Annotated in this window: 23 protein-coding genes; 6 read left to right on the top strand and 17 right to left on the bottom strand. The window is 30.8% G+C overall.

Annotated features, from left to right (window positions below):
• Positions 1 to 2: 2 nt before the first annotated feature.
• From B8T70_RS01820 to B8T70_RS01880, 13 genes are all read right to left on the bottom strand, one after another.
• Entirely contained in the window at positions 3 to 692 is a 690-nt protein-coding gene (locus B8T70_RS01820; RefSeq protein ID WP_039113882.1) for an outer membrane lipoprotein carrier protein LolA, read from the bottom strand.
• A 3-nt stretch (positions 693 to 695) separates the two neighbouring features.
• Positions 696 to 3,146, bottom strand: a complete 2,451-nt coding sequence (locus B8T70_RS01825; RefSeq protein ID WP_039113881.1) for a DNA translocase FtsK — start codon at positions 3,144 to 3,146, stop codon at positions 696 to 698.
• Positions 3,147 to 3,168: 22 nt separating this feature from the next.
• Complete coding sequence (locus B8T70_RS01830; protein ID WP_039113880.1) at positions 3,169 to 3,549, bottom strand: diacylglycerol kinase; 381 nt, start codon at positions 3,547 to 3,549, stop codon at positions 3,169 to 3,171.
• Positions 3,550 to 3,559: 10 nt separating this feature from the next.
• On the bottom strand, positions 3,560 to 4,057 hold the full coding sequence (gene tpx / locus B8T70_RS01835; RefSeq protein ID WP_039113879.1) for a thiol peroxidase: 498 nt from the start codon (positions 4,055 to 4,057) through the stop codon (positions 3,560 to 3,562).
• Between the two features lie 940 nt (positions 4,058 to 4,997).
• Positions 4,998 to 5,255, bottom strand: a complete 258-nt coding sequence (locus tag B8T70_RS01840; protein WP_035621165.1) for a hypothetical protein — start codon at positions 5,253 to 5,255, stop codon at positions 4,998 to 5,000.
• 121 nt (positions 5,256 to 5,376) lie between these two features.
• Positions 5,377 to 5,685 (bottom strand): co-chaperone YbbN, encoded by a 309-nt coding sequence (locus B8T70_RS01845; RefSeq protein WP_086893709.1) that lies wholly within the window; start codon positions 5,683 to 5,685, stop codon positions 5,377 to 5,379.
• Positions 5,686 to 5,855: 170 nt separating this feature from the next.
• Positions 5,856 to 6,494, bottom strand: a complete 639-nt coding sequence (locus B8T70_RS01850) for a peroxiredoxin (protein ID WP_039113877.1) — start codon at positions 6,492 to 6,494, stop codon at positions 5,856 to 5,858.
• A gap of 135 nt (positions 6,495 to 6,629) precedes the next feature.
• Complete coding sequence (locus B8T70_RS01855; RefSeq protein WP_086893710.1) at positions 6,630 to 8,240, bottom strand: glycoside hydrolase family 3 protein; 1,611 nt, start codon at positions 8,238 to 8,240, stop codon at positions 6,630 to 6,632.
• A complete protein-coding gene (locus tag B8T70_RS01860; RefSeq protein WP_039113875.1) occupies positions 8,240 to 8,692 on the bottom strand; it encodes a GNAT family N-acetyltransferase in 453 nt (150 codons plus the stop codon). The genes B8T70_RS01855 and B8T70_RS01860 overlap by 1 nt, the downstream gene beginning before the upstream one ends.
• 28 nt (positions 8,693 to 8,720) lie before the next feature.
• A complete protein-coding gene (locus B8T70_RS01865; protein ID WP_039113874.1) occupies positions 8,721 to 9,062 on the bottom strand; it encodes a hypothetical protein in 342 nt (113 codons plus the stop codon).
• A 23-nt stretch (positions 9,063 to 9,085) separates the two neighbouring features.
• Positions 9,086 to 10,621: an MFS transporter gene (locus tag B8T70_RS01870; RefSeq protein WP_086893711.1), complete on the bottom strand. Its 1,536-nt coding sequence runs from the start codon at positions 10,619 to 10,621 to the stop codon at positions 9,086 to 9,088.
• Positions 10,605 to 12,179, bottom strand: a complete 1,575-nt coding sequence (locus tag B8T70_RS01875; RefSeq protein WP_086893712.1) for a glycoside hydrolase family 10 protein — start codon at positions 12,177 to 12,179, stop codon at positions 10,605 to 10,607. The genes B8T70_RS01870 and B8T70_RS01875 overlap by 17 nt, the downstream gene beginning before the upstream one ends.
• A 185-nt stretch (positions 12,180 to 12,364) precedes the next feature.
• A complete protein-coding gene (locus B8T70_RS01880) occupies positions 12,365 to 12,769 on the bottom strand; it encodes a GNAT family N-acetyltransferase (protein WP_086893713.1) in 405 nt (134 codons plus the stop codon).
• A gap of 302 nt (positions 12,770 to 13,071) precedes the next feature.
• Here B8T70_RS01880 and B8T70_RS01885 point away from each other — a divergent pair, with 302 nt between their 5' ends.
• From B8T70_RS01885 to B8T70_RS01905, 5 genes are all read left to right on the top strand, one after another.
• The gene (locus tag B8T70_RS01885) at positions 13,072 to 13,632 is read left to right on the top strand and encodes an outer membrane beta-barrel protein (RefSeq protein WP_039113870.1); all 561 of its coding nucleotides are present in this window, start codon (positions 13,072 to 13,074) and stop codon (positions 13,630 to 13,632) included.
• Between the two features lie 174 nt (positions 13,633 to 13,806).
• Positions 13,807 to 14,139: a YegP family protein gene (locus tag B8T70_RS01890; protein WP_086893714.1), complete on the top strand. Its 333-nt coding sequence runs from the start codon at positions 13,807 to 13,809 to the stop codon at positions 14,137 to 14,139.
• Positions 14,140 to 14,447: 308 nt separating this feature from the next.
• On the top strand, positions 14,448 to 14,639 hold the full coding sequence (locus B8T70_RS01895) for a cold-shock protein (RefSeq protein WP_035621148.1): 192 nt from the start codon (positions 14,448 to 14,450) through the stop codon (positions 14,637 to 14,639).
• Between the two features lie 317 nt (positions 14,640 to 14,956).
• Entirely contained in the window at positions 14,957 to 16,303 is a 1,347-nt protein-coding gene (locus B8T70_RS01900; RefSeq protein WP_086893715.1) for a DUF2268 domain-containing putative Zn-dependent protease, read from the top strand.
• A 313-nt stretch (positions 16,304 to 16,616) separates the two neighbouring features.
• Entirely contained in the window at positions 16,617 to 16,817 is a 201-nt protein-coding gene (locus B8T70_RS01905) for a dodecin family protein (protein WP_039113868.1), read from the top strand.
• A gap of 159 nt (positions 16,818 to 16,976) precedes the next feature.
• Here the strand turns inward: B8T70_RS01905 and B8T70_RS23740 are convergent, their stop codons facing one another.
• From B8T70_RS23740 to B8T70_RS01920, 4 genes are all read right to left on the bottom strand, one after another.
• A complete protein-coding gene (locus B8T70_RS23740; protein ID WP_165572111.1) occupies positions 16,977 to 17,129 on the bottom strand; it encodes a hypothetical protein in 153 nt (50 codons plus the stop codon).
• A 228-nt stretch (positions 17,130 to 17,357) separates the two neighbouring features.
• On the bottom strand, positions 17,358 to 19,064 hold the full coding sequence (locus tag B8T70_RS01910; protein ID WP_086893716.1) for an AraC family transcriptional regulator: 1,707 nt from the start codon (positions 19,062 to 19,064) through the stop codon (positions 17,358 to 17,360).
• Positions 19,061 to 19,927 carry a thiopeptide-type bacteriocin biosynthesis protein gene (locus tag B8T70_RS01915; protein ID WP_086893717.1) on the bottom strand — a complete coding sequence of 289 codons (867 nt, stop codon included), beginning with the start codon at positions 19,925 to 19,927 and terminating at the stop codon, positions 19,061 to 19,063. The genes B8T70_RS01910 and B8T70_RS01915 overlap by 4 nt, the downstream gene beginning before the upstream one ends.
• 6 nt (positions 19,928 to 19,933) lie before the next feature.
• The gene (locus B8T70_RS01920; RefSeq protein ID WP_086893718.1) at positions 19,934 to 22,162 is read right to left on the bottom strand and encodes a lantibiotic dehydratase family protein; all 2,229 of its coding nucleotides are present in this window, start codon (positions 22,160 to 22,162) and stop codon (positions 19,934 to 19,936) included.
• Between the two features lie 286 nt (positions 22,163 to 22,448).
• On the opposite strand from B8T70_RS01920, the gene B8T70_RS01925 reads away from it, so the two are divergent.
• Positions 22,449 to 24,845, top strand: a complete 2,397-nt coding sequence (locus tag B8T70_RS01925) for a TonB-dependent receptor domain-containing protein (protein ID WP_086893719.1) — start codon at positions 22,449 to 22,451, stop codon at positions 24,843 to 24,845.
• The last annotated feature ends 103 nt before the right edge of the window (positions 24,846 to 24,948 follow it).

The raw sequence follows: 24,948 nt of genomic DNA on the forward strand, positions 1-24,948 counted from the left end.
AATTAGTCTAGTTTATTGATGTAGTAATTTGGATATTTACTTTGCGCAAAGGTAAACTGATTTTTTGATAATGGCTGATTGGTTTTAAAAGAATTAACGGTTAAAGTAGTTTTTGTTCCGTTTTTACCCATTTCGATTAAATTATAAATATGCTTTGTTTGCACATCAATCCCCAAAAGAATCTCTTTACGCTGGTCTTTAGCGCTTGTTGGATTTAATTTTATGTATTGAATTTTTCTTCCTTTTACGTTCTGAACAATATCCATTGCATACTTATAACCAGAATTAAAAAAAGTCAACATTTTTGAAGGTGTAATTGCATTATCATCTTTTTCGTTAACTTTAGAAATCGTAATTTCCTCGTCTTCAGGAACAATTGTATATGTTTTTTGTCCGTCGAATATTTTGGTAACACCCATAAAATTCAATACAAACTGATTTCCTTTTATAGTTACATTTCCTTTGCTATCCTGATTAATGTTTTCTTTGGCATTATTCAGAGTATATTTAAAATCGATTACGATATTATCGTAGCTTTTTACTTTTGCAGTTACCTGATCCAATAATTCTTTGGCTTTTTTATCTTGGGCCTGAACAGAAAAAGTGACAAGGAATAAAAAAACAATTTGAAAAACCTTTTTCGTAAGGCCGTTTACATTATTTTTTTTGAAGTTTTGAATCGTTGATTTCATGATTTAATTGTTTTGTTCATTGTTAAAAAATTGATCAAGAGAACTTAAATCTAAAATATTTACACTTCTGGCTTTACTACCTTCAAATGGACCTACAATTCCTGCAGCTTCTAATTGATCTATCAATCGACCTGCACGGTTGTAACCCAGCTTTAATTTTCTTTGTAATAATGAGGCCGAACCTTGTTGGGCATTCACAATTATCTCGGCAGCCTCTCTAAATAAAGTATCTCTTTCGGAAATATCCATATCAAGATTAATGCCAGTTTCTTCTCCTACAAACTCTGGGAGCAAATAAGCAGTAGAATATGCTTTTTGTGAACCAATAAAATCAGTAATTTTTTCAACCTCTGGTGTATCGATAAAGGCACATTGTACACGAACAACATCGTTTCCGTTGGTATATAATAAATCTCCACGTCCTATTAACTGATCCGCTCCTTGCGTATCTAAAATAGTTCGCGAGTCGATTTTTGAGGTAACTCTAAAGGCTATTCTCGCAGGAAAATTGGCTTTTATCAAACCTGTAATTACGTTAACCGATGGTCTTTGTGTCGCGATTATTAAGTGTATACCAATAGCACGAGCCAATTGCGCTAAACGAGCAATAGGAACCTCAACTTCTTTTCCTGCTGTCATAATTAAATCGGCAAACTCATCGACTACCAAAATAATATAAGGTAAGAATCTATGTCCTGCTTCTGGATTTAATTTTCTAGCTTTAAATTTATCATTGTATTCTTTGATATTTCTAACCATTGCATCTTTTAATAAAGAATAACGGTTATCCATTTCAACACAAAGTGAATTTAATGTATTTACAACTTTTGCATTATCGGTAATAATTGCATCTTCGGTATCTGGAAGTTTAGCCAGATAATGTCTTTCGATTTTATTAAATAATGTTAACTCCACCTTTTTAGGATCCACCAAAACAAATTTTACTTCGGCTGGGTGTTTCTTATATAGTAATGAAGTAAGAACTGCATTTAATCCAACCGATTTTCCTTGTCCCGTAGCTCCAGCCATCAATAAGTGAGGCATCTTGGCTAAATCGACAACAAATGTTTCATTAGAAATTGTTTTACCCAAAGCAATTGGTAATTCCATTTCGGCTTCTTGAAATTTAGCCGAACCAATAACGCTTTTCATCGAAACCATCGTTGGATTCTTATTAGGAACTTCTATACCAATTGTTCCTTTTCCTGGAATTGGCGCAATAATACGAATCCCTAATGCCGATAATGACAATGCAATATCGTCTTCCAGACTTTTAATTTTCGAAATTCTGATTCCAGCTTCTGGTACAATCTCATACAATGTTACCGATGGACCAACTGTGGCTTTAATCTGTGCAATTTCGATTTTATAGTTTCGAAGTGTATCTACAATTCTATTTTTATTTTCTTCTAATTCTTCCTGATTGATTGTAATTCCTCCAGTAGAATATTCTTTTAATAAATCAATTGTAGGGAATTTATAATTAGATAAATCCAAAGTAGGATCAAACAAACCAAAATCGGCAACTAAACGTGATGCTAAATTTTCTTCGATTATATCTTCTTCCGGAGCTTGTTCTATTACAAAAGATTCATCGTGCGAAGCAACAACTTCAGGTGCTTTAGACGCAACATCCATTTTGATTGGCTTTATAACCGGATCCAAATTTATCTCTGATGAATGAGCAATGGTTGGTTTTAAAGCTTCTTTATTAATTTCGAATTGAGAATCTGGAGTTTTTAAATGGATATTATCTAACTCTTCATTTTCATCAATCGCAAATTCTTCTAAATTATAAGCACCTTTATCTGTATTTAATGAAGATGATGAATTTAAACCTGAACGAAGTTCTTTTTTGGTATTATCAAAAAAGGCTTGAATCTTATCTGGTGATATTTTTATTTTGAAGATTAAATAAATAATCAATCCAAAAAGCAAACTTAACAAAGTTCCTGTTTTACCTATATAATCTTGTAAAAACAAATTAAGCTCATACCCTATCGTTCCGCCTAACTCTGGTGCCGATGTAGCAAAAAAACCAAACAATACCGATATTATAATAATGACAAATAAATCCCAAAACCAGATGTTCTTAAGCTTTCTTAGCGAAAGCTCCAAAATCAGAAACATTCCTGTTAAGAAAAACAAACGAACAAATATAAAAGAGGCTAATCCGAATCCTTGGTAAACCAATAAATCGGCTAAATAAGCCCCGAATTTTCCGAGCCAGTTTTGCACAGGTTCGCTTCGATCAGTAAGTGCTGTTAATGCGCTCTGATCTGATTGTCCGTAGATATAAAAGGAAATAAAAGCAACTAATAATGCAACGGAAAATAATACCAAAAGGCATCCCAAGACAATTTTTTGTTGCTTGGTCATTTTCTTAGACGTAACTGTCTCAGATTTGGATTTATTTTTATTGTCTACAGTTTCTTTTTTTGTTGTTTTTGCCATTCTTATTTTGGGTGCTAACCGCTTAAATATTTTGTATATATGGTATATATATTGTTAATCCGATTGCTATTGCTGTCATTGCTGCAAAAAACACTGCGCCTGCAGCAATATCTTTAATAAAACCTATTCTTTCGTGATAATTAGGATGAATAAAATCGGCTACTTTTTCCACAGCCGTATTCAATCCTTCCACGCTTAATACTAAACCGATGGCTAATATTTGAAAAAGCCATTCGGTATTTGTAATATGAAAATAAAATCCAGCAATTGTCATTATGATTCCTAATGAAAATTGCACCATTACGCTATGCTCTGTGCTTATAAGCTTTGCAGCTCCTTTATAAGCATAGGTAACGCTTTTTAATCTTCCTTTAAAAAAAGAATTATCTTTTTTAAATTCCATTCTTTGGATTTTATAGTGCAGCTAATGCAGCTTCGTAATTAGGCTCATTTGCAATTTCTGCAACTTGTTCTGTATGTGTAACTTTTCCATTTTCATCAACAACAATAATCGCTCTTGAGTGTAAACCTGTTAATGGTCCGTCAACGATTTCTAATCCGTTTGCTTTACCAAAAGCTCCTTCTTGAAAATCTGACAAATTAACTACATTCTCTAATCCTTCTGCACCACAAAAACGTTTTTGAGCAAATGGTAAATCTCTAGAAATACATAAAACTGTAGTGTTCTCAAGATTACTTGCATTCTCATTAAACTTTCTAACTGAAGTTGCACAAGTTCCTGTATCGATACTTGGGAATATATTTAAAACTAATTTTTTACCAGCAAAATTGCTCAATGAAGCAACCGAAAGGTCATTTTGTACTAATTTAAAATCAGCTAGTTGTGAACCTACTTTTGGTAATTCTCCTGATGTATGAATTGGATTTCCTCCTAATGTTATTGATGCCATGTTGTTTGTTTTTTTATGAGGTTCAAAAGTAAGGATTAAAATTTGAATCTAAAAGAATTTGTTATCGGTTTAGGGATTGTTTCCTAGTGTGCGTTTGTCGTTGTATACATAACCTTTATCAAAGTTTTTTCACTTTGACAAAGGCCGAATCAAAACTTTGCGTGATTTTGATTGTGTTGACGCACTGCAGTGTGCCTCTACCTGTGCGCGGGGAAAACTTTGTGTCATTTTGATTGTGGTAGACGCACTGCGGTGCGCCTCTACCTGTGCGCGGGAATCCTTTGTCAAAGTTTTTTTTACTTTGACAAAGGTTACGATGAAACTTTGTGTCATTTTGATTGTGGTAGACGCACTGCGGTGCGCCTCTACCTGTGCGCGGGAATCCTTTGTCAAAGTTTTTTTTACTTTAACAAAAGGTTACGATGAAACTTTGCGTCATTTTGATTGTGGTAGACGCACTGCGGTGCGCCTCTACCTGTGCGCGGGAATCCTTTGTCAAAGTTTTTTTTACTTTGACAAAGGTTACAATGAAACTTTGCGTCATTTTGATTGTGGTAGACGCACTGCGGTGCGCCTCTACAGTTACGATATCATTACTAATTTTATTTAATAGTATATACTCTATTCTAGATATAGCTTATACTCTATTTCTATTCTCTTTCTTCTATTCTCTTTCTTCTATTCTCTTTCTTCTATTCTCTTTCTTCTATTCTCTTTCTTCTATTCTCTTTTCTCCGCGAGAGGGATGGTCGCTGGCTACCGAAGTAGCGCAAACAGCCCGACAGCATTAAGGAAAGGGGCGTATGTAGATTTTGCTTGGTTTGCCCCTTTTTTTAATGGTGGCTCGCCCAAAGCTTGATTATAGGCAATAAAAAAACGCACCCCGTTAAGAATGCGTTTTTAATAATAATTATTTTTTTTAACCTTTTAAGCCTAATAATTATTTATCGATTGATCCTAAAACACGTTTCATAAACGTATTTAATGCTTCTTTTTTATCAGTTCCCTGAACTACCATTTTATGCACTTCTAATGCTCCGTACATATTAGAAATCAATTCGCCGATTACATCTAATTCTTCATCTTTTAATGATGGAATTTCGGTCATTGCCTCCAAAACTTCAATAGTTTCGATGATATAATCCTGATCGTTTTCTTCTATAAACTGCGTTAATTGTTTTATTACTGGTAATTTCATTTTTTTATTGTTTAAAGTTTAAGGTTTTAAAAAGTTTAAGGTTCAAAGTTTGCGAGTAAAAATTGCTCGATGAAGTTTAACTGTTAAGTTCGTCAACTTTAAACATTAAACTAAAAAAACTTTAAAGAATCTCGTTTACTAACTCGATTAATACTTCTTGTTTGTTGGTTTGTGTTTCGTTTACCAATTTACCATTTACAAATGTTGCAAATGTTGGTAAGTTACTCACATTAGCTAATTTTCTTGATTCTGGTGAATTTTCGGCATCTACCAATACAAAAGTTAAGCCTTCGTTTTCTGTAGCTAATTTTTTGAATTTTGGTTTCATTATGCGGCAATTTCCACACCAAGAAGCCGAATATTGCACGACAACTTTCTCATTTTTAGCAACTAAATCTGCTAAAGTATCTTCATTTAATTCGATTAACATTTCTTTTGTTTTTTAAAGGTTCAAAGTCGCAAAGGTTCTAAGGTACTAAGTTTTAGACCTTAGAACCTTGTGACTTTTTATTTTGAGATTGTAATTTATTAAGATTGTATTGTGTTCGAGTTTAAATCTTAGAGACTTTGCAACTCTGAACCTTAGAACCTTAAAAAAAATTAGTTTGCGCTTAAATACTCAGCTGTACTTAATCTATCTGCGCTCATTGCTTCTTTTCCAGCTTCCCAGTTTGCAGGACAAACTTCTCCTTTTTCCTGGATATGTGTGTAAGCATCTACCATACGTAAGTACTCGTTTACGTTACGACCTAATGGCATATCGTTAACACTTTCGTGGAAAATTTTTCCTGTTTCATCAATTAGGTAAGTAGCTCTGTAAGTTACGTTTGAACCTTCGATGATAACTGAATCTGTTTCTTCGCTGTATTCTGTAGAATCAATATCTAAAATTCCTAAAATGTTAGATAAGTTACGGTTTGTATCAGCTAAGATTGGGTAAGTTACCCCTTCAATTCCACCATTATTTTTTGGAGTGTTTAACCAAGCAAAGTGTACTTCGTTTGTATCACATGAAGCTCCGATTACGATTGTATTTCTTTTTTCAAATTCTGGTAATGCAGCTTGAAAAGCGTGTAATTCTGTTGGACATACAAAAGTAAAATCTTTTGGGTACCAAAACAAAAGTACTTTTTTGTTCTTGTTTACTGCTTCTTCAAAAATATTGATTTTTAAATTATCTCCCATTTCTGAGATGGCATCAATTGCAATACTTGGGAATTTTTTTCCTACTAAAGACATATCTTTCGTTTTTAAGTTAATTATTTATTTGATGCAAAAGTAATGTATAAACCCATCCGGAAGCAATAGGATGTGATTATAAAAATTTATCCATTAATAAACTTTAGCTATGATAGAAAAATGTGTTTTTATAATTTATTGAAGCTCAATATTTACCGGTAATTTCCCTATACAATTAGAATTTTCTAAAAGTTGAATTCCTGCATTTTTTTGAAACGTAATAAAATCCTGATATACTTCGATAAGTCCTAACGCTTGTTTTGCATTAGGAATTATTGGTAAAACATACGGGTTCCCGAAAACGTAAAGTATACATTTTTTGGTTTTCAATAATTTCCCTAAAAGTTCTAAAACCGATTCTTCTATATCGAAATTGTTAAGCGGTTTTGCTTTTGGTACAAATAATGAAATGATAATCGTATCGAATGGTTCTAAATCCTGTTCGATTGAAGAAATTGTAGTATTACCTACTTCGATTGTAAATTCTGGACTCGCTAATTGTGTATTTAATGTTTTAAAGAAATCATTGTCTACGCTTTTGTATAAGCTTAATTTGGCAAGTGTATTATTTGCATGTGCTTTAAAAACAGTTTCGGTAGTAGAATTATCTATAATTTTTGTGATACTGTTTTGTGCTATTTTTTCGTTTAATAAAGCTGTTTTTTCAAAATCTAAAATTCCTGAACCTGCTTCTGCCTGATTTAGGATTCCTGCTTTTTCTTTACATTTCCAGATTCTATTAAAACTTTCTTCGATACGTTCTGGCGAAGCATTTTCTAGAATTGCCTGAATTCCTTCGGGTACATTTTCGGCAAAACACAACACATCGTTTCCTGCATTAAATGCCTCCCACTCTAGTTGTCCTTTTACATCATATAATTTTGATACGCTGTGCATATTTAATGCATCCGAAATCACTAATCCGTCATAACCTAATTGTTCTCGTAATAAGGTTTCGATAATAGGTTTTGATAATGTTGCTGAGGTATCTTTTCCTGAATTTAAAGCTGGAACTGCAAGATGTCCTATCATAATAGAATCGACATTATGCTCGATTCCTTTTATAAATGGATATAATTCGTTTTCTAGTAATTCTTCTAAAGTTTCTTTTAGAACTGGTAATCCCAAATGTGAATCTACATTGGTGTTTCCGTGTCCGGGGAAATGTTTTAAACAACCTAAAACTCCAACATCTGACATTCCTCTTAGGTATTCTAAAGCAAAATGGGAAACTTTTTCTTTGTTCTCTCCAAATGAACGATACCCTATAACTGGATTATCTGGATTATTATTTATATCGGCCAATGGTGATAAATTATACTGAATCCCTACCGATTTAAGGTCTTGCCCTATTTGTTTTCCTACTTCGTAAACCAAATCTGATTTGCTCTCTGGCAAAGCTCCAAGGGTAATTGCATAAGGATATTGTGGTGTTTTTTCTACACGCATTGCTAATCCCCACTCGGCATCGATACTTATTAAAAGTGGTGTTGGAGCACATTTCTGGAAACGCTCTATTCTCTCTTTTAACTGTTTGTAACTATCATCGTTAAAAACGATTTTTTTGTTGCCTTCGTAGTTTGTTGCAGCACTGGCTCGACTATGAAAAAACGTCAATCCGCCGATATTATATTCTCGTATTAATCGTTCAGTTTCCTGAATATTTTCTTCGGTATCATTTATAAAAACTGCAGGAAAGAAAAACTGTCCTACTTTTTGTTGCAATGTTTGTGGTATTTTGCTCATTAGTTAATTGTTTTTTTCATGCATACACTATTATCCATAACATCATATGGAGGATAATTTGGTATTATTGAATATTCTGCTTTTTTGTATAACGATATCGCTTCTGGTTGGTTTATGCCAGTTTCTAATATGGTTTGTTTGTATTCTATTTCGGAAGCCCAAAGTTCTAATTCGGCTAGAATTCTATATGCGATTCCTTTTTTGCGATAATCAGGATGCACAAACATTCTCTTAATCTCGACAGTTTGATCGTCATATCTCCTAAAAGCGCCACAACCTGCGGCCACTCCATCTTCATAATACACAACTACATGTTTTATTTTATCGGTTTTATTAAACTGATTATAAAAATCGTGATCATCTCCATCTCTAATTTTTAAATCCTGATCTAGTAAATAAACCAGATTTGTAAAATCGATATTGTCAGATGTTGTTCTTTTTAATGTAATCATGATGATAAAAAACTATAAAATTCTTGTTTTATTTAAGCTTCTTTTTCTTCTGTTTTGCAAGTAGTGCTTTGGTTTGCAATGCTTTTTCTAGTCTGTTTTTAAACCTAAAAAGTTTTGGCATTCCTTCAATTCTATCTTCGAGCGTAATTTCTTCGTAAATTAGAATGGCTTTTTCTAACACTCGAATTTCATTATCTACATCATTTTGGTTTTTATAAATAGTTGCCAATCTATCATAAGAGTGATTTCCTCTAAAACCTTCATTACTATTTTCTTCGTATAACGCAATTGCTTTTTCAATCTCTCCTGCTTTTTCAAATTCAATTGCTTTCAGGTTACGTTCAACCTGTATGTTTTCATTGATTTCCATGGGCGTTATATTCTAATTAAATCTTATTCTATCTTCTTACCAAAGTCTTTTGGAAAGAATAAAAATCGGGAAAGTATTACTCCCGGAATTGTTGCCAAAAATACCCATATAAAGAAATTTCCGTATCCTAAATATTCCTGAATATATCCGCTTACCATTCCTGGTAACATCATTCCTAGTGCCATAAATCCTGTTGCAATAGCATAATGTGACGTTTTTGATTCTCCTTCGGCAACATAAATTAAATACATCATAAAGGCTGCAAATCCGAAACCGTAGCCAAACTGTTCTACAATTACTACAGCATAGATATAATAAATAGAGGATGGATGAAAATAGGCCAACAATATAAAACCAATAATAGGCAAATGCATTGTTAGGATCATAGGAAGCATCCATTTAGTAAGTCCATGCCTTGAGATAGCAATTCCGCCTAAAACCCCACCAAGCATTAATGCAATTAATCCGAAGGTTCCGTAGATTAAACCAATATCTTCGGTATCTAATCCCATTCCGCCTTTTTCAATTGTTTTATTGCTTCCTTTGCTAGCTACTAATTGATTTACAAAATCTATCCTGGGTTTATTTAGGCTTTTATATTCTTTTGCATCTTTATTTTCTACCTCTTGTAATAGATTTTTCGAATTTCTTTTCTCAACCTGAATTGGTAATTTCGAATACACTAATTTTAATTCATCATCAGATAATTTTTCTCCTGTCTTAATTTTTGAATTATAAATTGCTAAAGCTTTACCTTGACTTTCATCTGAACTTGTTTCGACTAATTCATATTTTATTGGATCTACTAAAAATGGCGTTAGCATTTTCATTAATTGAGATTCTCCTAATCTAAATAATAAGATAAATGCAAGTACTAGTACAATTTGTTTTTTTCTGAAGAAACTTGCAAAAACGGAAGCAAAACTTTGATCTGCAATTTCTTTAGCAGTTCCTGCTGCATTAGTTTCTGTTCTTGGTGTCGAGAAATAATTGTATGTCGTTATAAATGTCATCAATAAACCAACAAAAATCATCGTATATGACCATGCTTTGCGATTATCTCCGTATTTGTGCTCCAGATAACCTGCTAAAAGGACTATCAATCCGTTTCCTGCCAACATCGAAAGTCTGTAGAATGTGCTTCGGATTCCGAGAAAAAAAGATTGTTGCTCTTTGGGTAAAACCAATAAATAAAACCCATCGCTCGCAATATCATTAGATGCCGAGGCAAAAGCCGCAACCCAAAATATGGCTAAGGTTAATATGAAGAAATTATTTAGCGGAATGGTGAATCCGACAATTAAAAACGCAATCGATATAATTAATTGCATCGATAAAAACCACTTTCTTTTGGTTCCGTTCAACTCTATAAACGGGCTCCATAATGGCTTAATTACCCAAGGCAGGTATAATAAACTGGTATAAACACCAATATCTTCATTTGTAATCCCTAAGTTTTTGTACATAAGTACCGAAACCGAAATAATTACCGCATAAGGCAATCCAGATGCAAAATTCAAGAATGGAATCCAAAACCAAGGTTTATTTTCTGTTTTCATCTGTTATTTCAGCTACGTTTATTTTAAATCCTTTTTTTAAATCTATAATAGTTGGAGTACTTTCGTTTGCATAATAATCGATAAATGTGATTGCGCAAGCTTTGTACTTTTTCATTGTTCGCTCTGAAAGAACAAAATAAATAGAACCATCAATTTCATGAACTGTCAATTTATCTATAATTTGTGTAGCGTCATTTATATCAAGTTTTGCCTCACTTTCGGCACCATAAACTACAATGTAACGTACTTTGGTATTCAGCGGATAGGTAACTTTAAATGAATAATTAACACTATCTTTTGTAAACTCGCTTACTGTAGGAACATCAGCTACAACCTTTCTAAGATTAGGAACTGCAAGCGGAATTGCAGGATATTTATATTGATTCTCTGCCAAAAGGCGTACTACATCCTGATTTTTGTTTATAAGCAGTTTAGCACTAAAATAAGCACTTCCGGTTACGTTACTAAAACTTCTGGCATAATCAACCTGATTAGGAATTTCTGTTGCAAGATTCCAACTTTTATCACTATCGGCTCTAATTTTATACGGACTATGGCCGATATAAATAGCAACATTATTAGAGTTTTCTGACCACCATTTTACTAGTTTAGAATAATTAGCTCTCGGATTATTCATACTCCAATACAGTTGAGGTATTATGTAATCGATCCATTTGTTATCCATCCATAAAACAGGATCTGCGTATAAATCATCATAATTAGATGTCGATTGTGTATCTGAACCTTTTGGATCTTTAGATTTATTTCGCCAAACCCCAAAAGGGCTGATCCCAAATTGTACCCAAGGTTTACAAGTTTTTATCGTTGTCGAAATAGTATGAACAAAGCTGCTCACATTAGCTCTACGCCAATCGGCTAGACTAACACCATTCCCGTATTTTTTATAAGAAGCTGTATCGTTAAATTGTTTTCCAGGAACTGCATAAGGATAGAAATAATCATCAAAATGTATTGCATCAATATCATAATTCTCTACAACTTCTTCTACAATCGTAGTTAAATGCTTCTGAACTTCGGGCAATGCAGGGTCATAATATATTCTTCCTCCATATTCTATCATCCATTCTGGATGTTTGATTATATCATGATTTGGGCTTAAACTATCTTTTTTTAAGTCGAATGCAGCTCTGTATGGGTTCATCCAGGCATGAAACTCAAATCCTCTTGCATGTGCTTGTTCAATCATCCAAGCCAAAACATCGTAATTTGGTTTTGGTTCCTGACCTTCTTTTCCTGTCAAATAACGTGACCAAGGTGCTAACTCTGAAGGATAAAAAGCATCTCCAACACTTCGTATCTGTACAATTACAGCATTAAAATTTAGTTTTTTGTAAGTATCTAGAATTTCGAGGTAATCAGCTTTTTGTTTTTCTCCTCCATCTATTTTACTTTTAGGCCAGTCAATATTAACAACGGTTGCAATCCAGACTCCTCTAAATTCGTTTTTAGGATGTTGTTCTTTTTTTTGAGCGGTTACACTCCACCCTGAAAATATAAAAAATAAAAAAAATAATATTATGTGCTGATTTTTATGCATTTCAATCTTAATTTATACAGAAACCAAAAATAGTTTTTTTAGTGAAGTTTACAGGATAATTTATTAATAAAAATTTATAACTTACAGAAATGTAAGCATTAATAAACCTAAACAGAATCTACATTTAATTAAACAACTATATATGAACCAAATATAATTGTTTTCGTTAAGAGTTAAATCTGATTTTATAGTCGTACTTCCATTATGGTAAACTCCTGCCCTGACTTAAAAAAGGTTATCTGAGTATCTATTAATCCAAATTTCTCGTAAAAAGACTTTTTGTTTACTCTCGCATTACACCAAACTCGTTTTATACCATTAGTTTTAGCACGTTGCAAAATATATTCTAAAAGCTTTGTTGCATAACCTTGCCCTTGTTGTTCTGTTAAAGTTGCTAGTTTCCTAAATTGCATTTCCTTATTATCCTCAAAACAAGAAACGATAGCAACGAGTTCAGATTCATTATATAACCCAAAATGTACACCTAAATCGTCTTCCTTTAGTTGTACAAATTCAAAAGGCATATCGGGCCACATCACTTTATGCCTGATTCCCCAAGTTTCTGAAGCTTGAATTTCCTTGATTATCATAATTACTTTTCTTTAACTTGGACAAGAACCCAAATTTAGAATTTATTATTACAAGTGAATCTGGTTTGACTCACAAAGCTTTTATAATTTTTTACAGAATTCACCTATATTAAACTTCTAACATATATGTACTTTTACTTTATAAATCATATTAATAAAAAACACATCCTACTATATTTCAAACAAATACAAAACACTTTCTTAAAAAAACCATAAAAAATAAATAAGATATATCTTTCGATTTCAGTTTATAATATTTAATTTTAATGTCTAAATAATAATTACACTAACAATTCACACGTATGAAAAAGTTCTTTTTAATCACACTATTATGTATCAGTGCAAACAGTTTTGCCCAATTAATACAATTTGGCCCTATAGTTTCTTCTAACATAACTTCTATACTAACAGATGATTATAGCTCCGATAGTTCAGGAACTTCGGTAGGTTTTGGAGGATTTGCCAGAGTAAATGTATTAATGCTTTATGGACAAGCTGAATTTGGATATGCACAATCTAAATTTACTGTTTCTGAAACAGGAATTGCCGATACCGATTATAAACTATCAGGAACTGAAGCTACTCTTATTGTAGGTTTTAAAATTGTTCCTCTAGGAAAACTAGGAAACGTAAGGATTTTTGGTGGTTACAATTGGAAAAATTATTCTAATATAGATATGAGTAATGACCTAAACTATATCGACATTGTTAAGAACAACAATAGTTTCCTTGGCGGAGTTGGTGTCGATTTATGGAAATTCACGCTAGATTACAGATATTTAGCAGGAGTTACAGATATTGATGCATCTGGTTTAAAAGCAAAAACAGCTGTTTCAAATATCAGCTTAGGATTCAAATTCTAAAAAGAATAACCTTATCATATAAACGAGAACTTAACTTTAAAATTAGGTTCTCGTTTTTTTTACCCTTTCACAAAAAAAATTAAATATTTTACTGTTTCTCATAATCTCTGGAATAATTTTCTTTTGTATTTTTATAAAATAAAACAACTATTTTTAACCTTAAACCATACTATAATGGGAAAATTTGTAATCACGAAAAGAACTAACGGAGAGTTCCAATTTAATTTAAAAGCTGGTAACGGACAAACAATTCTAGCAAGCGAAGGATATTCGGCAAAAGCAGGTTGTTTAAACGGAATCGAATCAGTAAAAACCAATTCACAAGACGATTCAAAATTTGCCAGAGAAACAGCTAAAAATGGTAAACCTTATTTCAACCTAAAGGCAACCAATGGTCAAATCATCGGAACAAGCGAAATGTACGAAAGCGTGGCTGCAAGAGATAACGGAATCGAATCGGTAAAAACCAATGCACCATCTGCAACTACAGATGATCAAACTAGTTAAAAATAGTTTAAACATATCTCTTAAAATATTAAAACCACTCTTACCGGGTGGTTTTATTTTTAGAACCTACCGAAGTGTTGGGACTACCTCTACGCTATATCTTTCTGTTTTGGCAAGAAAAAAGATGTGACTATGATCTAGGCTAGAGCTTTCGCTTCTGTTAAAAAAATAGTCCAAAAAACTCAATATCAGTCTTAATCCTTAACTAAACGTTAAAATATATAAAATTCTTTTTTAAAATAAAAACTAACTATCAGTTAGTTAAATAATTTTTTAGAGTACATTTACTAATAAAATTAATATAAATTATGAAAACAGGAGTAGTAAAATTTTACAATGAAGCAAAAGGATTTGGATTCATTACAGAAGAAGGTACAGGACAAGACATTTTTGTTCATGCATCAGGCTTAAAAGAACAAATTAGAGAAAGTGACTCTGTTCAATTCGAAGTAGTTGACGGAAAAAAAGGTAAAAACGCAGTTGAGGTTACAGTAGCTTAATACTCACATCAATTACGATTACCTATTGGTTTAAATATGAAGATAAAAGAATAATATTCGATATACTCTCAATAATAAAACCCAACACATTACTCACAACAGTTTGAAAAACAAAAAAATCCTGTAAACATTGTTTACAGGATTTTTTTTGTGGAATAAACACAGGAAGGATATAGCAATTATCCCTTTTTTTATTCTACTGATTTAAAATCTTAACCAAAATCAGTAAAAGTGTGTAACATCTATTTTTTTAAAAGGTCATTTAATAAAGCCGAAACAGAAAATTCGGTTTTATTAAATCCTAAAAATTAAAATTTATGATAAAATTATTTTTATTATTCCTAGTCCTTACCTCTACCCCATTAGTATATTCACAAAATATTGAAATAAATAAAAAACAAGAAAACATAAAATATACTAGCAGCAGTGAAATCACTTTTCCTGTGAAATTAAAAAAGAACACATCCTACTTAATTACTGTTTTTCAAAATAATATTGATGTAAAAGTCGATTTGATCGACCCTGAAAATAATATCGAACAAACAACCGATTTAGCCGATGGAAATTCTGGTTATGATAAAATAGATTTTATAGCCAAACAATCCGGTGATTATAAAATTAGAATAACCGGAATCAATAATAAAGTTGAACCAAGTGGTGAAATCAATGTTTCTATCGCCACATACAGCAAAGCACAGCTTCAAAATAGAAGCGAAATACAAAAAAAGCTTCTGAATGAGAACAACAAAAATATCTATACACTTGACATTAAACAATTTTGGGAAATGTATGATAATTTAAAATTTTGCAAGACAACCAGCGATAGTATCCATACAATACAAACCCAATATCTAGATAGAGCTACAAATGGATTAAAGCAATTTGCAAAAGTTCGGGATTTTTCGGCAGAAATGTTCTTAAAGAGAATCTGGAAATACAAGAATTATTATAATTCGATAAGACAAAATTCATTCATTGTCTATGAGCTAAACAATTCTATTGACAGCATTGCCAACAATTTAAAAAAGATATATCCTAATACTAGTAATTTCAAAGTAGCATTTGTTATAGGTCCAATGCTTGCTGCCGGTACTATCTCATCCAACGTTTTACTAATTGCTGCAGAAATGCAAACTGGCGATAAAACGTCAGATGTCAGGGAGATTACAAATCCTAACCTTAAATCGGATATAGTATCAACCAACAACACAATCGAAATTAAAGCTAAACTTGAGGAAACTATTGCCCATGAACTAATCCATACGCAGCAAAAAGAAAGAAATAAAGAGGCTTGCTCTTGTCCATTATTGGAAAATATAATCAAAGAAGGCGTTGCTTCTTTTATCGCCGAAAAAAATCTGGGACGACCTAATAAAACCACTGAATATGCAATATATGGTCAAAAGAATGAAAAGGCATTATGGTATGAAATGAAAAGCGAACTATGTACAAATAACTATAAAAACTGGTTATTTAATGCTTCTTCCAGCAAGGATAGACCTGGAGATTTAGGGTATTATATTGGTTATAAAATCGTGGAATCTTATTATAATCAAGCTACTAATAAGCAACAAGCTTTCATTGAAATGATAGAAATGGATAATCCTTTACTATTCCTCGATAAAAGTAAATATGATTTAAAATTCCTAACTGCAACAAACTAATCCTAAAGCTAGACAAAATAAGGGAAGTTCTTAAAGAAACTGACTAACTAACAATCGTAAAGCTAATTAAAATAGAATTCTTACTTACTACCATAATTTGCATTTGGAAAAAAAATTATCTAATCAATTTATTTTTCTGACACTGTAAACAAACAATATTTACAGAATTTTTTTGTGGAATTAATTTCATTACACTAACATGCAACGAACACAAATAATTGAAAATCTTTACTTTAAATACAAATAAATTTTTTTTAGAACTAAATTTCAAAAGAAAAGAGGTAAATTTATTCTCCTTAAAAAAATAAAAATTATGAAAGTATTAAAAGTAATCGAAGTTCTTTCTAGTTCAGACACTAGTTGGGAAGATGCAACTCAGAAAGCAGTTAGCAAAGCATCCAAATCTTTAAAAAACATTCGTTCTGCATATGTTCAAGAACAGAGCGTAACAGTATCAGATGGAAAAGTCACTGAGTTTAGAGTAAATCTAAAAATAACATTCGAACTCGAATAGTGCAAATGAATTATTAACACAAAACAATTGAATTAAAGTGCCAACTAAAAACAAAAAAATCCTGTAAATTGTGTTTACAGGATTTTTTATTGGAATTAACAATCAGGCTTCTATAATAATTTCATTTTTAATATTTAGGCATATTATTATTTAACGATATTATCCGTGTTGGCCTGAATTCGTTGGAGGCGTAATTTTTATTTTTTCCTCGTCGGTATCACCTCCAATAATTGCTTTCATATTCTTAAATTCTGCTACTTTAAATTTATCCAAGGATAATTTCTTAACCGTTTTAACTTGTTGCTTTTTCATAGTTTTTAGTATAAGTTTTTTTATTTTAAGTGAATATACTATCTCCTGTAATCAGTTAAAAACTCTTGTAGTCTGAATTTATAAATTTCGCCCATAAATTTCAACAATCTACATACTACAATATATAAGATATTTACCCAAAAGCGCATTATTTATAGTAGTTTGAGAAATCTATAAGATTAAAATAGTTTGTCAACACTTTTAAATATATAAAAGCAATTTTACCAATTATTGCTCTCCATTTTTTATAAAATAAGATGGCTGATATCCTGTTTTCTTAAAAAAGGCTTTTGAAAAAGATTCTGAATTACTAAAACCTACCTCCTCTGCGATAGCTTTTATCGAATAATTTCTAAACTTTTTATCCTCTCTTAATCTTGTAATAGTATCTTCTATTCTTAAATCATTAATATATTGACTGAAGTTTTTATTTTTGTATTGATTAATAGTTTTGGATAAGTAAGTACTATTGGTTTCTAGTCTTTTTGCAAAATCTGCCAGATTTATATTTGGTTCTAAATAACCTTTGTTTTTTTCGAATTCTGCGATTTTTTCCAAAATTTCATTTGCTTTCTCTTTTGGCAAAACAATTGTTTTTTGGGCATTCTCATTTGGCTCAATAACGATATCTGAAACAGGCTTTTCTATTTCGTTACTTTTATTTTCTGTATTATGTATATCGAGTAATTCATTTACTCTTTTTTCATAAAGTTGTTTTTCTTTTTTTGTTTTTAATAAATAAAAAAGAGAAAATCCAAGTCCTATAAGAACGATGAAACCAATACCAATGTAAATTCTTTTTTCCTGATTTATTTTTAAAATTACTTTTTCCTTTTGTAATAATAAATGAGGTGTATCATAATTTTTGTTTATCTGCTCTCCTAAAATAATATCATTTTTGCTTATATAAGAATCTATCTCGAGCAAACGATTCAAATAATATAACTGCTTTTCATTATTTTGTAATTTCTTGTATATTTCAATTAATTGGATACAATTATTGCGTAAATCTGCTGTGTTTAAACCACTCTTAACCAATATGGAATCTGCTGTTTCGAAATCATTTATAGCTTTATCTATGTCTTTTTCATTTTCCAAATTGTTTTTACCTCTGTAATAATAACTAATTGCTAAATTCAATTTATCACTGGTTGGAGTTAGCATTATAATGGCTTTGTCTAATAAAATAGTACTCTCCCGAAATTGCTTTTTGTAACTATAACAAATTCCTTCATACATTATCAAATATTTATAAAATCGATTATCCGACTTTATTTGTTTCTGCAAATCTTTAATGTAATATAGTGCGGTATCTATTTTTTTTAAACGAATATAAATATCTGCTAAAACCCAGGTTGTATATACATAATCGATAGAATGTATGTTCTTAGATTTAAAATGATTATAATTTCTTATTATAAGTGGTAAGGCTTCTTCTGATTTTCCAAGTTCAATTTTAATTAATGCGATTTGCTGATTAACCAATAAATTTTGTTCAATATTTCCTTTCTGTAAAGAATATTTTTCTGCTTCCAGGATATTAGCCAATGAAGACTTTAAATCCATTTTTTTCATCAAAAAATTACTCTTCAATATATATCCTTTAGCAGGATAATTAAAATCATTACTGTTCTTAGTTAATGCAATGATAGTATCAGCGTATTGTAACGCAGCTGTATCATTGGCAGTAGTCATAGCCGCCATATACAATCCATTAGCCCGGATTATTTTATCCCTTTGTAGTTTAGATTTTTTATAATACACATTAGCGTAAAGGGCTTTCGTATTTTTATCTATAAAATAATTCTCAAAACGTTCATCCAATTCTTTAAAAGATATATTCTTGAGTGAATCTGGAATAACAAAAGTTTCTTCCTTTTGAGAGAAAAGCGCAGTTGTAAATAATAGTAAAATAATTAATATAGAATTCTTCATATTCTGGCTGCTATATTTTTATAATATCTGTTCATAAAATCATAACACATCATTTCATAATGTCTTTGTTTTGATCTAAAAATGCGATTGATATTCATATGGATAAGTGATGAAATAAAATCTTCTAAACTAGTTGACGATTTCATACTTATTATTTCTTTTATTACCTCGATTTCTTTTTGGGTTATTTTCACTAAGTCAATTAATCCTTCTAAGTAAACGGGCTCTTGTTTTTCTTGTAAATATAATATGATTTCATTTCTGTAAGTTCGATACAAAAAATCTAACTTCTTATTATTTTCTTTCTCAATGTGTTGTTCGCTCTTATAATCTTCTTGCATTGTCTTTACAAAACTAATTCGATTATTTAAAGGGATATTGAAACATTCTAATAAATCATTAATCATTTGTAATGAAGCAAATATCCTGGCGATTTCATCTTCCTGAGGTGTGGTATTAGTGATTAAATTTACTGTTTTTTCGCTGTGATAATAAAATAATTTTTCAACAAGTTCTATAGTTGATTCACCGTAACGTTCAATCTCTCTTTTATAAGTTGCCGTTACAATATCGCTCACTAAATCTTTTTTGATTAATTCACTAAAATGCGTCTGCATTAACTTTATTATTACTTGAATATTATCTAGATTCTCTATTTGAAAACGCAATCTTAAATGATTATTAGGATCATTATATCGTATAAAAAACCACTGAACGATAAGTCCTTTTTGAACCAATTCATCAACAATTGGCAAGATACTTTCAGCTAAAATAAGGTCTGCCGAATAATGTCCACAATAAATTTTATAGTATAACCATTCTTCTCCCAGAATAAAACTTCTTTTTACTTTTTGCGTATGCATCGTTACTTAGGTTTTATTTTTTATACCAACAATAAATTGATTTGCATAGCTGCCCATTTCCCCCTTAACTACTTTGCCAGAAGGGAATAAAAATTCTTCTAAAATAAATTGTGTTTTATTTTTAACTGTTTCAACTAACATTTCAATACAAGTATCATTTTCAATATTGATTACTAATGTATTGTCTCCATCGATTAATGACAGATATTGAAACCCTTTTATATTCATAGAAAGAATAGCTGAACGAACTAAATCTGGAGTGGAATTTGTTTTATCATTCACTATTTTAAAAAAATCCGGACATCTGTTTTTATTAAAGATCCATTTAGCTTTAGAGATAATACAATTCCCGACCGTTACTCTTGGCAAGTAATCAAAAAGCTTCTCAAATTTATTATTAAATCCTATTACTGATTTACAATTTTCAAATTGCATATCGCACAAAAATTGATAAATGGGTAATGCTTTATACGAATAATTATGAGCATTTGTAAGTCTTGTAATCACTTCTTTGTTATGTTTTTTACTCCACAAAATCAATCTGCCTTTTTTTACAAATACCATTAAATCCTCAATATTTATTTGATTTGAGGGTTGTACGTTTGATTGACCTAAATACGGTATTTCGTAGGTTCTAAAACTTGGTCTTCTTAATATATTTCCAGTTCTAGATTCTGGTAAATGAATTATTTCTGCGATGATTTTATTAGCAAAACTTTCAGATTCAAATTGTGTGATTTCATTTGCCAGACTATTTACTCCTTCATTTCCATAACAAAATCGGGCTAATAAATTTGCTGCACTAGAACCGCCTATACTCTGGATTACAATCCACTCTTTACCTGCCTCTTCAACGATTTCAAAAACAGATGAAAATGTATTTGGCATGTTTTCAGTCGAGAAATCTTCATTTTTAAAATCAGAATACTCTAAAGCAATACTAGTTTTACCGTTCTGTAAGGCATTTTGCAATTTATTGTAGATGATTTTGTCTACTTTATTCAAACTTATTTGATGATTCTCGCTATTTGTTTTTTGTTTTATTTCTATACAATCTAATAGTGGAGTCGAATCAGAATTATTATTTTGTAAATATCCTATTCCCGTTTCTATGTCTAATGCCTTAACCAACGGAATCATTTCATATTCATACCTTTCGATAAAAGCTTTTTTAAAATTTTCTAATGGTGTGTTTTTGGGTCTTTCTGAAATTTTATTCAAAAATTTTATAGCATTATATAATTCAGATGTATATTTTTTTTCTAGTTCAAATCCTTTAGACTCGAGAAATAAATCGGCTTGAAATAAATACTTTTTATCAAAAGAGATTTTTGTTTTGGATAGGCTTTCTTCTATGTCTGTATAATAAGATATATCGTTTCCTAATTTTGTGTCAATATCCTGTAATTGCTTCTCTACTTCATTAATCAAAGTTTCAAATTTAATTGCAGCTTCACTTTCTTTTTTGGCTCCGCTTATTAAATCATTAACAGAAGTGTTTCCTGTAAGTTTAGGTTCTAATTCTGAAACCAAAATCTGATTAGAAATTAATTCTTCAATAAATTCTAAAGCTTCATTTTTGGTGATATCTTCAATCATTAAGTAGTCAGCCAACTCCTCTTTAGATATTCCGTTACTGGCTTTTTGTACAATTAAATCCAGATAATCCGTTCGCTTTAATGCTTCAAGAGAATACTTGCGGTTATTATTTTCTAATGTATATTCTACATATCTGTAAAAATCCCCTAATTGATAAAGCGTGCTATTTGGATAAAAAAGCAATTGATCCTGAATAGTCAAATCTGCGGCTAATTTGCTATATAAATTAGCAACAAATTGCATATCTAAACGTGTCTTTCGATAAAAACAATTTTCCTTATCTACAGAATTACTATCGACACTTATTTTTGTTACGTCGCCAATATTCCCAGAACCACATGCAGCAAAAAGCCCAAATGGTGTACATCGAGTAGACATTCGAATAAGATATTTTAGTACAGAAAGTTTAATTTTTTCACTTTTATAAATAGCATAATCTTCTTGCTTGCACCATTTTTGGATTTCCGAATATAATTCGGGCGATGCGAAATATAGTGCTTCGTTTATCTGAGAATCTTTTACTAATTCTTTTATAACATCAGGTTCAATTGAAAGTTCTTTTGTAAGATTTTTATAAAAATCAATTGAATAAGCTGGCGTACGTATTATTAAAGAAGAAAAAAAGGAAAAATTCATCTGCAATTTTGATATATCAACAATAAAGTAAGAATATTAATAATTAAAATACCGAAATTAAGCATTTATTTTAGACCATCCTCTCATTTTATATTAAAACCTGATTAATATACGCAATAAAACACTTTTAAAACACCCTTTAAAATCAAGCAATTACATTTTTTTATTCCAAAAATTTATAAATCCAGACACGATATTTATAAATGTCGACTACCATAGTTTGCATCTAATAAGTTGTTAATCTAGTTTTGATTACAGAAAATCACAAAAAACAGGATCTAACTTTATGTTTAGAATTACAAGAATACTAATTGCCGCAATCCTGTTTTATAGTCCTTCTTTGTTAGCACAAGTAAAAATAAAGGGGAAAGTGGTAGATATTAAAAATAATCCCATTGAGTTTGCTGAAGTTTTATTGATAGATAATGATTCAACCGCAATAAAAAGCGAAATGACCAATAGTAATGGTGATTTTATACTACTTACAGAAGTTGGTAATTATTTATTACAAATAAAACAAATGGGTACCGTTTTATGGAAAAAGAAGGTAAACATTATAGACAATATCGATTTTAAATCTATTCAGGTAATTGAGAAAGAAGAGAAACTTAGTGAAGTAGTCGTAAAGACCCAAAAAAAGATTATGGTTCGAAAAGTAGACAGATTAGTTTTCAATGTCGAAAATTCTATCTCGGCGATAGGAGGCGATGCTATTGATGCCTTAAAAGTTACTCCTGGAATAAGAGTACAAAACAACTCTATTGCAATGATTGGCAAAAGTGGTATGGCTGTAATGATTGATGATAGGTTAATACAACTTTCTGGAGAGGATTTGATTAATTTTTTAAAATCGATTCCTTCAGATAATATAAAAAGCATTGAGGTTATTTCTACACCACCAGCAAAATATGATGCTCAAGGAAATAGTGGGATTTTAAATATTAAGTTAAAAAAAGTATTAAAAGACAGTTGGAACACAACATTGCGCAGTACATATCTACAACAAACGTATCCGACGGGTAGCCTTGGCGGAAATTTTTCATACAAAAAAAACAAACTGAATTTGTTATTTGATATTAATTATAGAAAAGGAAGTGCATTAGACAAAGAGGATTTAACCTTTTTTTACCCAACAGAGACCTGGAATTCTATAAATAAAAACAAACCTTCTTTTACTTTTTTTAATGCTTCGTTGAATTTAAATTATAAACTCACAAAGAAAACAGATATAGGAGTACAATATTTAGGTGGCCTTGGAAAATTAAAAAAACAGAACTCTAATATTACAACTATCAATGAATCTGTTTCTAATAACTATCTCTATGATATTAATACTATAGGAGATGATACTAAGAAAAACAATAATAGCTCAATAAATATTTACTCAACAACTCTTATTGACACTTTAGGAAAAAAATTCTCGATAGATCTGGATTACTTTAATTTTAAAGAAGATAAAGATAAAAACTTTAATTCGTACAATAATAATCCTTCGCAAAGCTCTTCTCTTATTGGTAATAACCTAAGCAATCAAGATATTAGTAATTATTCGGCTAAAATTGATTTTGATATGCCTTATGGATTTGCTGATTTATCTTTTGGTGGTAAAGTTAGTTTTACGAATAATAATAGTGATGCCTCCTTTTTTAATTTAACCTCTGGTGATGCAATTTTAGATCCATCCCAAAATAACATATTTAATTATAAAGAGAATACTCAGGCTTTATACGCTTTAGCAAGTAAGAAACTAGGCAAAAAATGGGAATCTAAATTTGGTCTACGAATGGAAGCGACCCAAACTATTGGTACTTCTGAAATACTAAACCAGACTAATAAAAACAACTATATCAAATTTTTCCCGAGTGCTTACCTCTCCTATCAACTTAATGAAAAAAACACTTTTAATTTAAGCTATAGCAGAAGAGTTGGAAGACCATCTTATTGGGAAATGAATCCTTTTAGATGGTATGACAATTCAAACCTATTTTCAGAAGGAAATCCATTTCTTCAGCCATCTTTTACAAATAATTTTCAGATATCACATTCCTATAATAACATCTTAAATAGTACTATTTACGTATCTAAAATAGAAAATGGTTTCGGACAACTATCAACTTTTGAAGTAATAGATGGGCAGAAAATTCAAAAATTCTTAAGACTTAACTATTTTGACCAAACCGATTTAGGATTTGACATATCACTAACATATAATTTTACTAGCTGGTGGAACTATTTCGCCGATTTAACGGTGTACTACAGCGAGACCAATACTAAGTCTATTTATGTACAGCCTAAATTTTCTGGCTGGGGATCTAATTTTACAAATACCAATACATTCACTTTAAATAAAAATAAAACTTTTTTTGCAGAGGTAAGTTACTTCTATTTCTACCCTGCACTCTCCGGAATATACACCATTAGTGATTATTCTTCTTTTGATTTTGGGATTAAAATATTGTCGCTTAATAAAAAATTGCAAATTTCAGCCAATGTCTATGATGTATTTAGCAGCAATAGACCTCAATATACATATGTGACAAATGGAATCAAGCAAATTTCTAAGAACTATTATGATGAAAGATATCTTAGAATATCATTAAAATACAATTTTGGGAATAGTGATATCTCTGTTAAAAGTCGTGATTTAGGAAATCAGGATGAAAAAAGCAGAGCTGGAAAATAATAATTGATTTAATTCTCTAAGTATTTTTTCAGTGGCCAATGAAAAGAGAAAGGAAGCTTAAATATCCCCGCTTGCAAGCAAATTAATTAACCATTTAAGAGAA

Origin of the sequence: Flavobacterium sp. AJR (assembly GCF_002156885.1) — a bacterium.
Classification (GTDB): Bacteria; Bacteroidota; Bacteroidia; order Flavobacteriales; family Flavobacteriaceae; genus Flavobacterium.

Excerpts from the sequence above, each read along its gene's own strand:
- B8T70_RS01825 (WP_039113881.1), bottom strand. The coding sequence starts at position 3,146 with ATGGCAAAAACAACAAAAAAAGAAACTGTAGACAATAAAAATAAATCC.
- B8T70_RS01855 (WP_086893710.1), bottom strand. The coding sequence starts at position 8,240 with ATGAGCAAAATACCACAAACATTGCAACAAAAAGTAGGACAGTTTTTC.
- B8T70_RS01895 (WP_035621148.1), top strand. The coding sequence starts at position 14,448 with ATGAAAACAGGAGTAGTAAAATTTTACAATGAAGCAAAAGGATTTGGA.
- B8T70_RS01890 (WP_086893714.1), top strand. The coding sequence starts at position 13,807 with ATGGGAAAATTTGTAATCACGAAAAGAACTAACGGAGAGTTCCAATTT.
- B8T70_RS01875 (WP_086893712.1), bottom strand. The coding sequence starts at position 12,179 with ATGCATAAAAATCAGCACATAATATTATTTTTTTTATTTTTTATATTT.
- B8T70_RS01865 (WP_039113874.1), bottom strand. The coding sequence starts at position 9,062 with ATGGAAATCAATGAAAACATACAGGTTGAACGTAACCTGAAAGCAATT.
- B8T70_RS01830 (WP_039113880.1), bottom strand. The coding sequence starts at position 3,549 with ATGGAATTTAAAAAAGATAATTCTTTTTTTAAAGGAAGATTAAAAAGC.
- B8T70_RS01845 (WP_086893709.1), bottom strand. The coding sequence starts at position 5,685 with ATGTTAATCGAATTAAATGAAGATACTTTAGCAGATTTAGTTGCTAAA.
- B8T70_RS01820 (WP_039113882.1), bottom strand. The coding sequence starts at position 692 with ATGAAATCAACGATTCAAAACTTCAAAAAAAATAATGTAAACGGCCTT.
- B8T70_RS23740 (WP_165572111.1), bottom strand. The coding sequence starts at position 17,129 with ATGAAAAAGCAACAAGTTAAAACGGTTAAGAAATTATCCTTGGATAAA.
- B8T70_RS01920 (WP_086893718.1), bottom strand. The coding sequence starts at position 22,162 with ATGAATTTTTCCTTTTTTTCTTCTTTAATAATACGTACGCCAGCTTAT.
- B8T70_RS01850 (WP_039113877.1), bottom strand. The coding sequence starts at position 6,494 with ATGTCTTTAGTAGGAAAAAAATTCCCAAGTATTGCAATTGATGCCATC.
- B8T70_RS01860 (WP_039113875.1), bottom strand. The coding sequence starts at position 8,692 with ATGATTACATTAAAAAGAACAACATCTGACAATATCGATTTTACAAAT.
- B8T70_RS01915 (WP_086893717.1), bottom strand. The coding sequence starts at position 19,927 with ATGCATACGCAAAAAGTAAAAAGAAGTTTTATTCTGGGAGAAGAATGG.
- B8T70_RS01910 (WP_086893716.1), bottom strand. The coding sequence starts at position 19,064 with ATGAAGAATTCTATATTAATTATTTTACTATTATTTACAACTGCGCTT.
- B8T70_RS01870 (WP_086893711.1), bottom strand. The coding sequence starts at position 10,621 with ATGAAAACAGAAAATAAACCTTGGTTTTGGATTCCATTCTTGAATTTT.
- B8T70_RS01900 (WP_086893715.1), top strand. The coding sequence starts at position 14,957 with ATGATAAAATTATTTTTATTATTCCTAGTCCTTACCTCTACCCCATTA.
- B8T70_RS01880 (WP_086893713.1), bottom strand. The coding sequence starts at position 12,769 with ATGATAATCAAGGAAATTCAAGCTTCAGAAACTTGGGGAATCAGGCAT.
- B8T70_RS01885 (WP_039113870.1), top strand. The coding sequence starts at position 13,072 with ATGAAAAAGTTCTTTTTAATCACACTATTATGTATCAGTGCAAACAGT.
- B8T70_RS01925 (WP_086893719.1), top strand. The coding sequence starts at position 22,449 with ATGTTTAGAATTACAAGAATACTAATTGCCGCAATCCTGTTTTATAGT.
- B8T70_RS01905 (WP_039113868.1), top strand. The coding sequence starts at position 16,617 with ATGAAAGTATTAAAAGTAATCGAAGTTCTTTCTAGTTCAGACACTAGT.
- tpx (WP_039113879.1), bottom strand. The coding sequence starts at position 4,057 with ATGGCATCAATAACATTAGGAGGAAATCCAATTCATACATCAGGAGAA.
- B8T70_RS01840 (WP_035621165.1), bottom strand. The coding sequence starts at position 5,255 with ATGAAATTACCAGTAATAAAACAATTAACGCAGTTTATAGAAGAAAAC.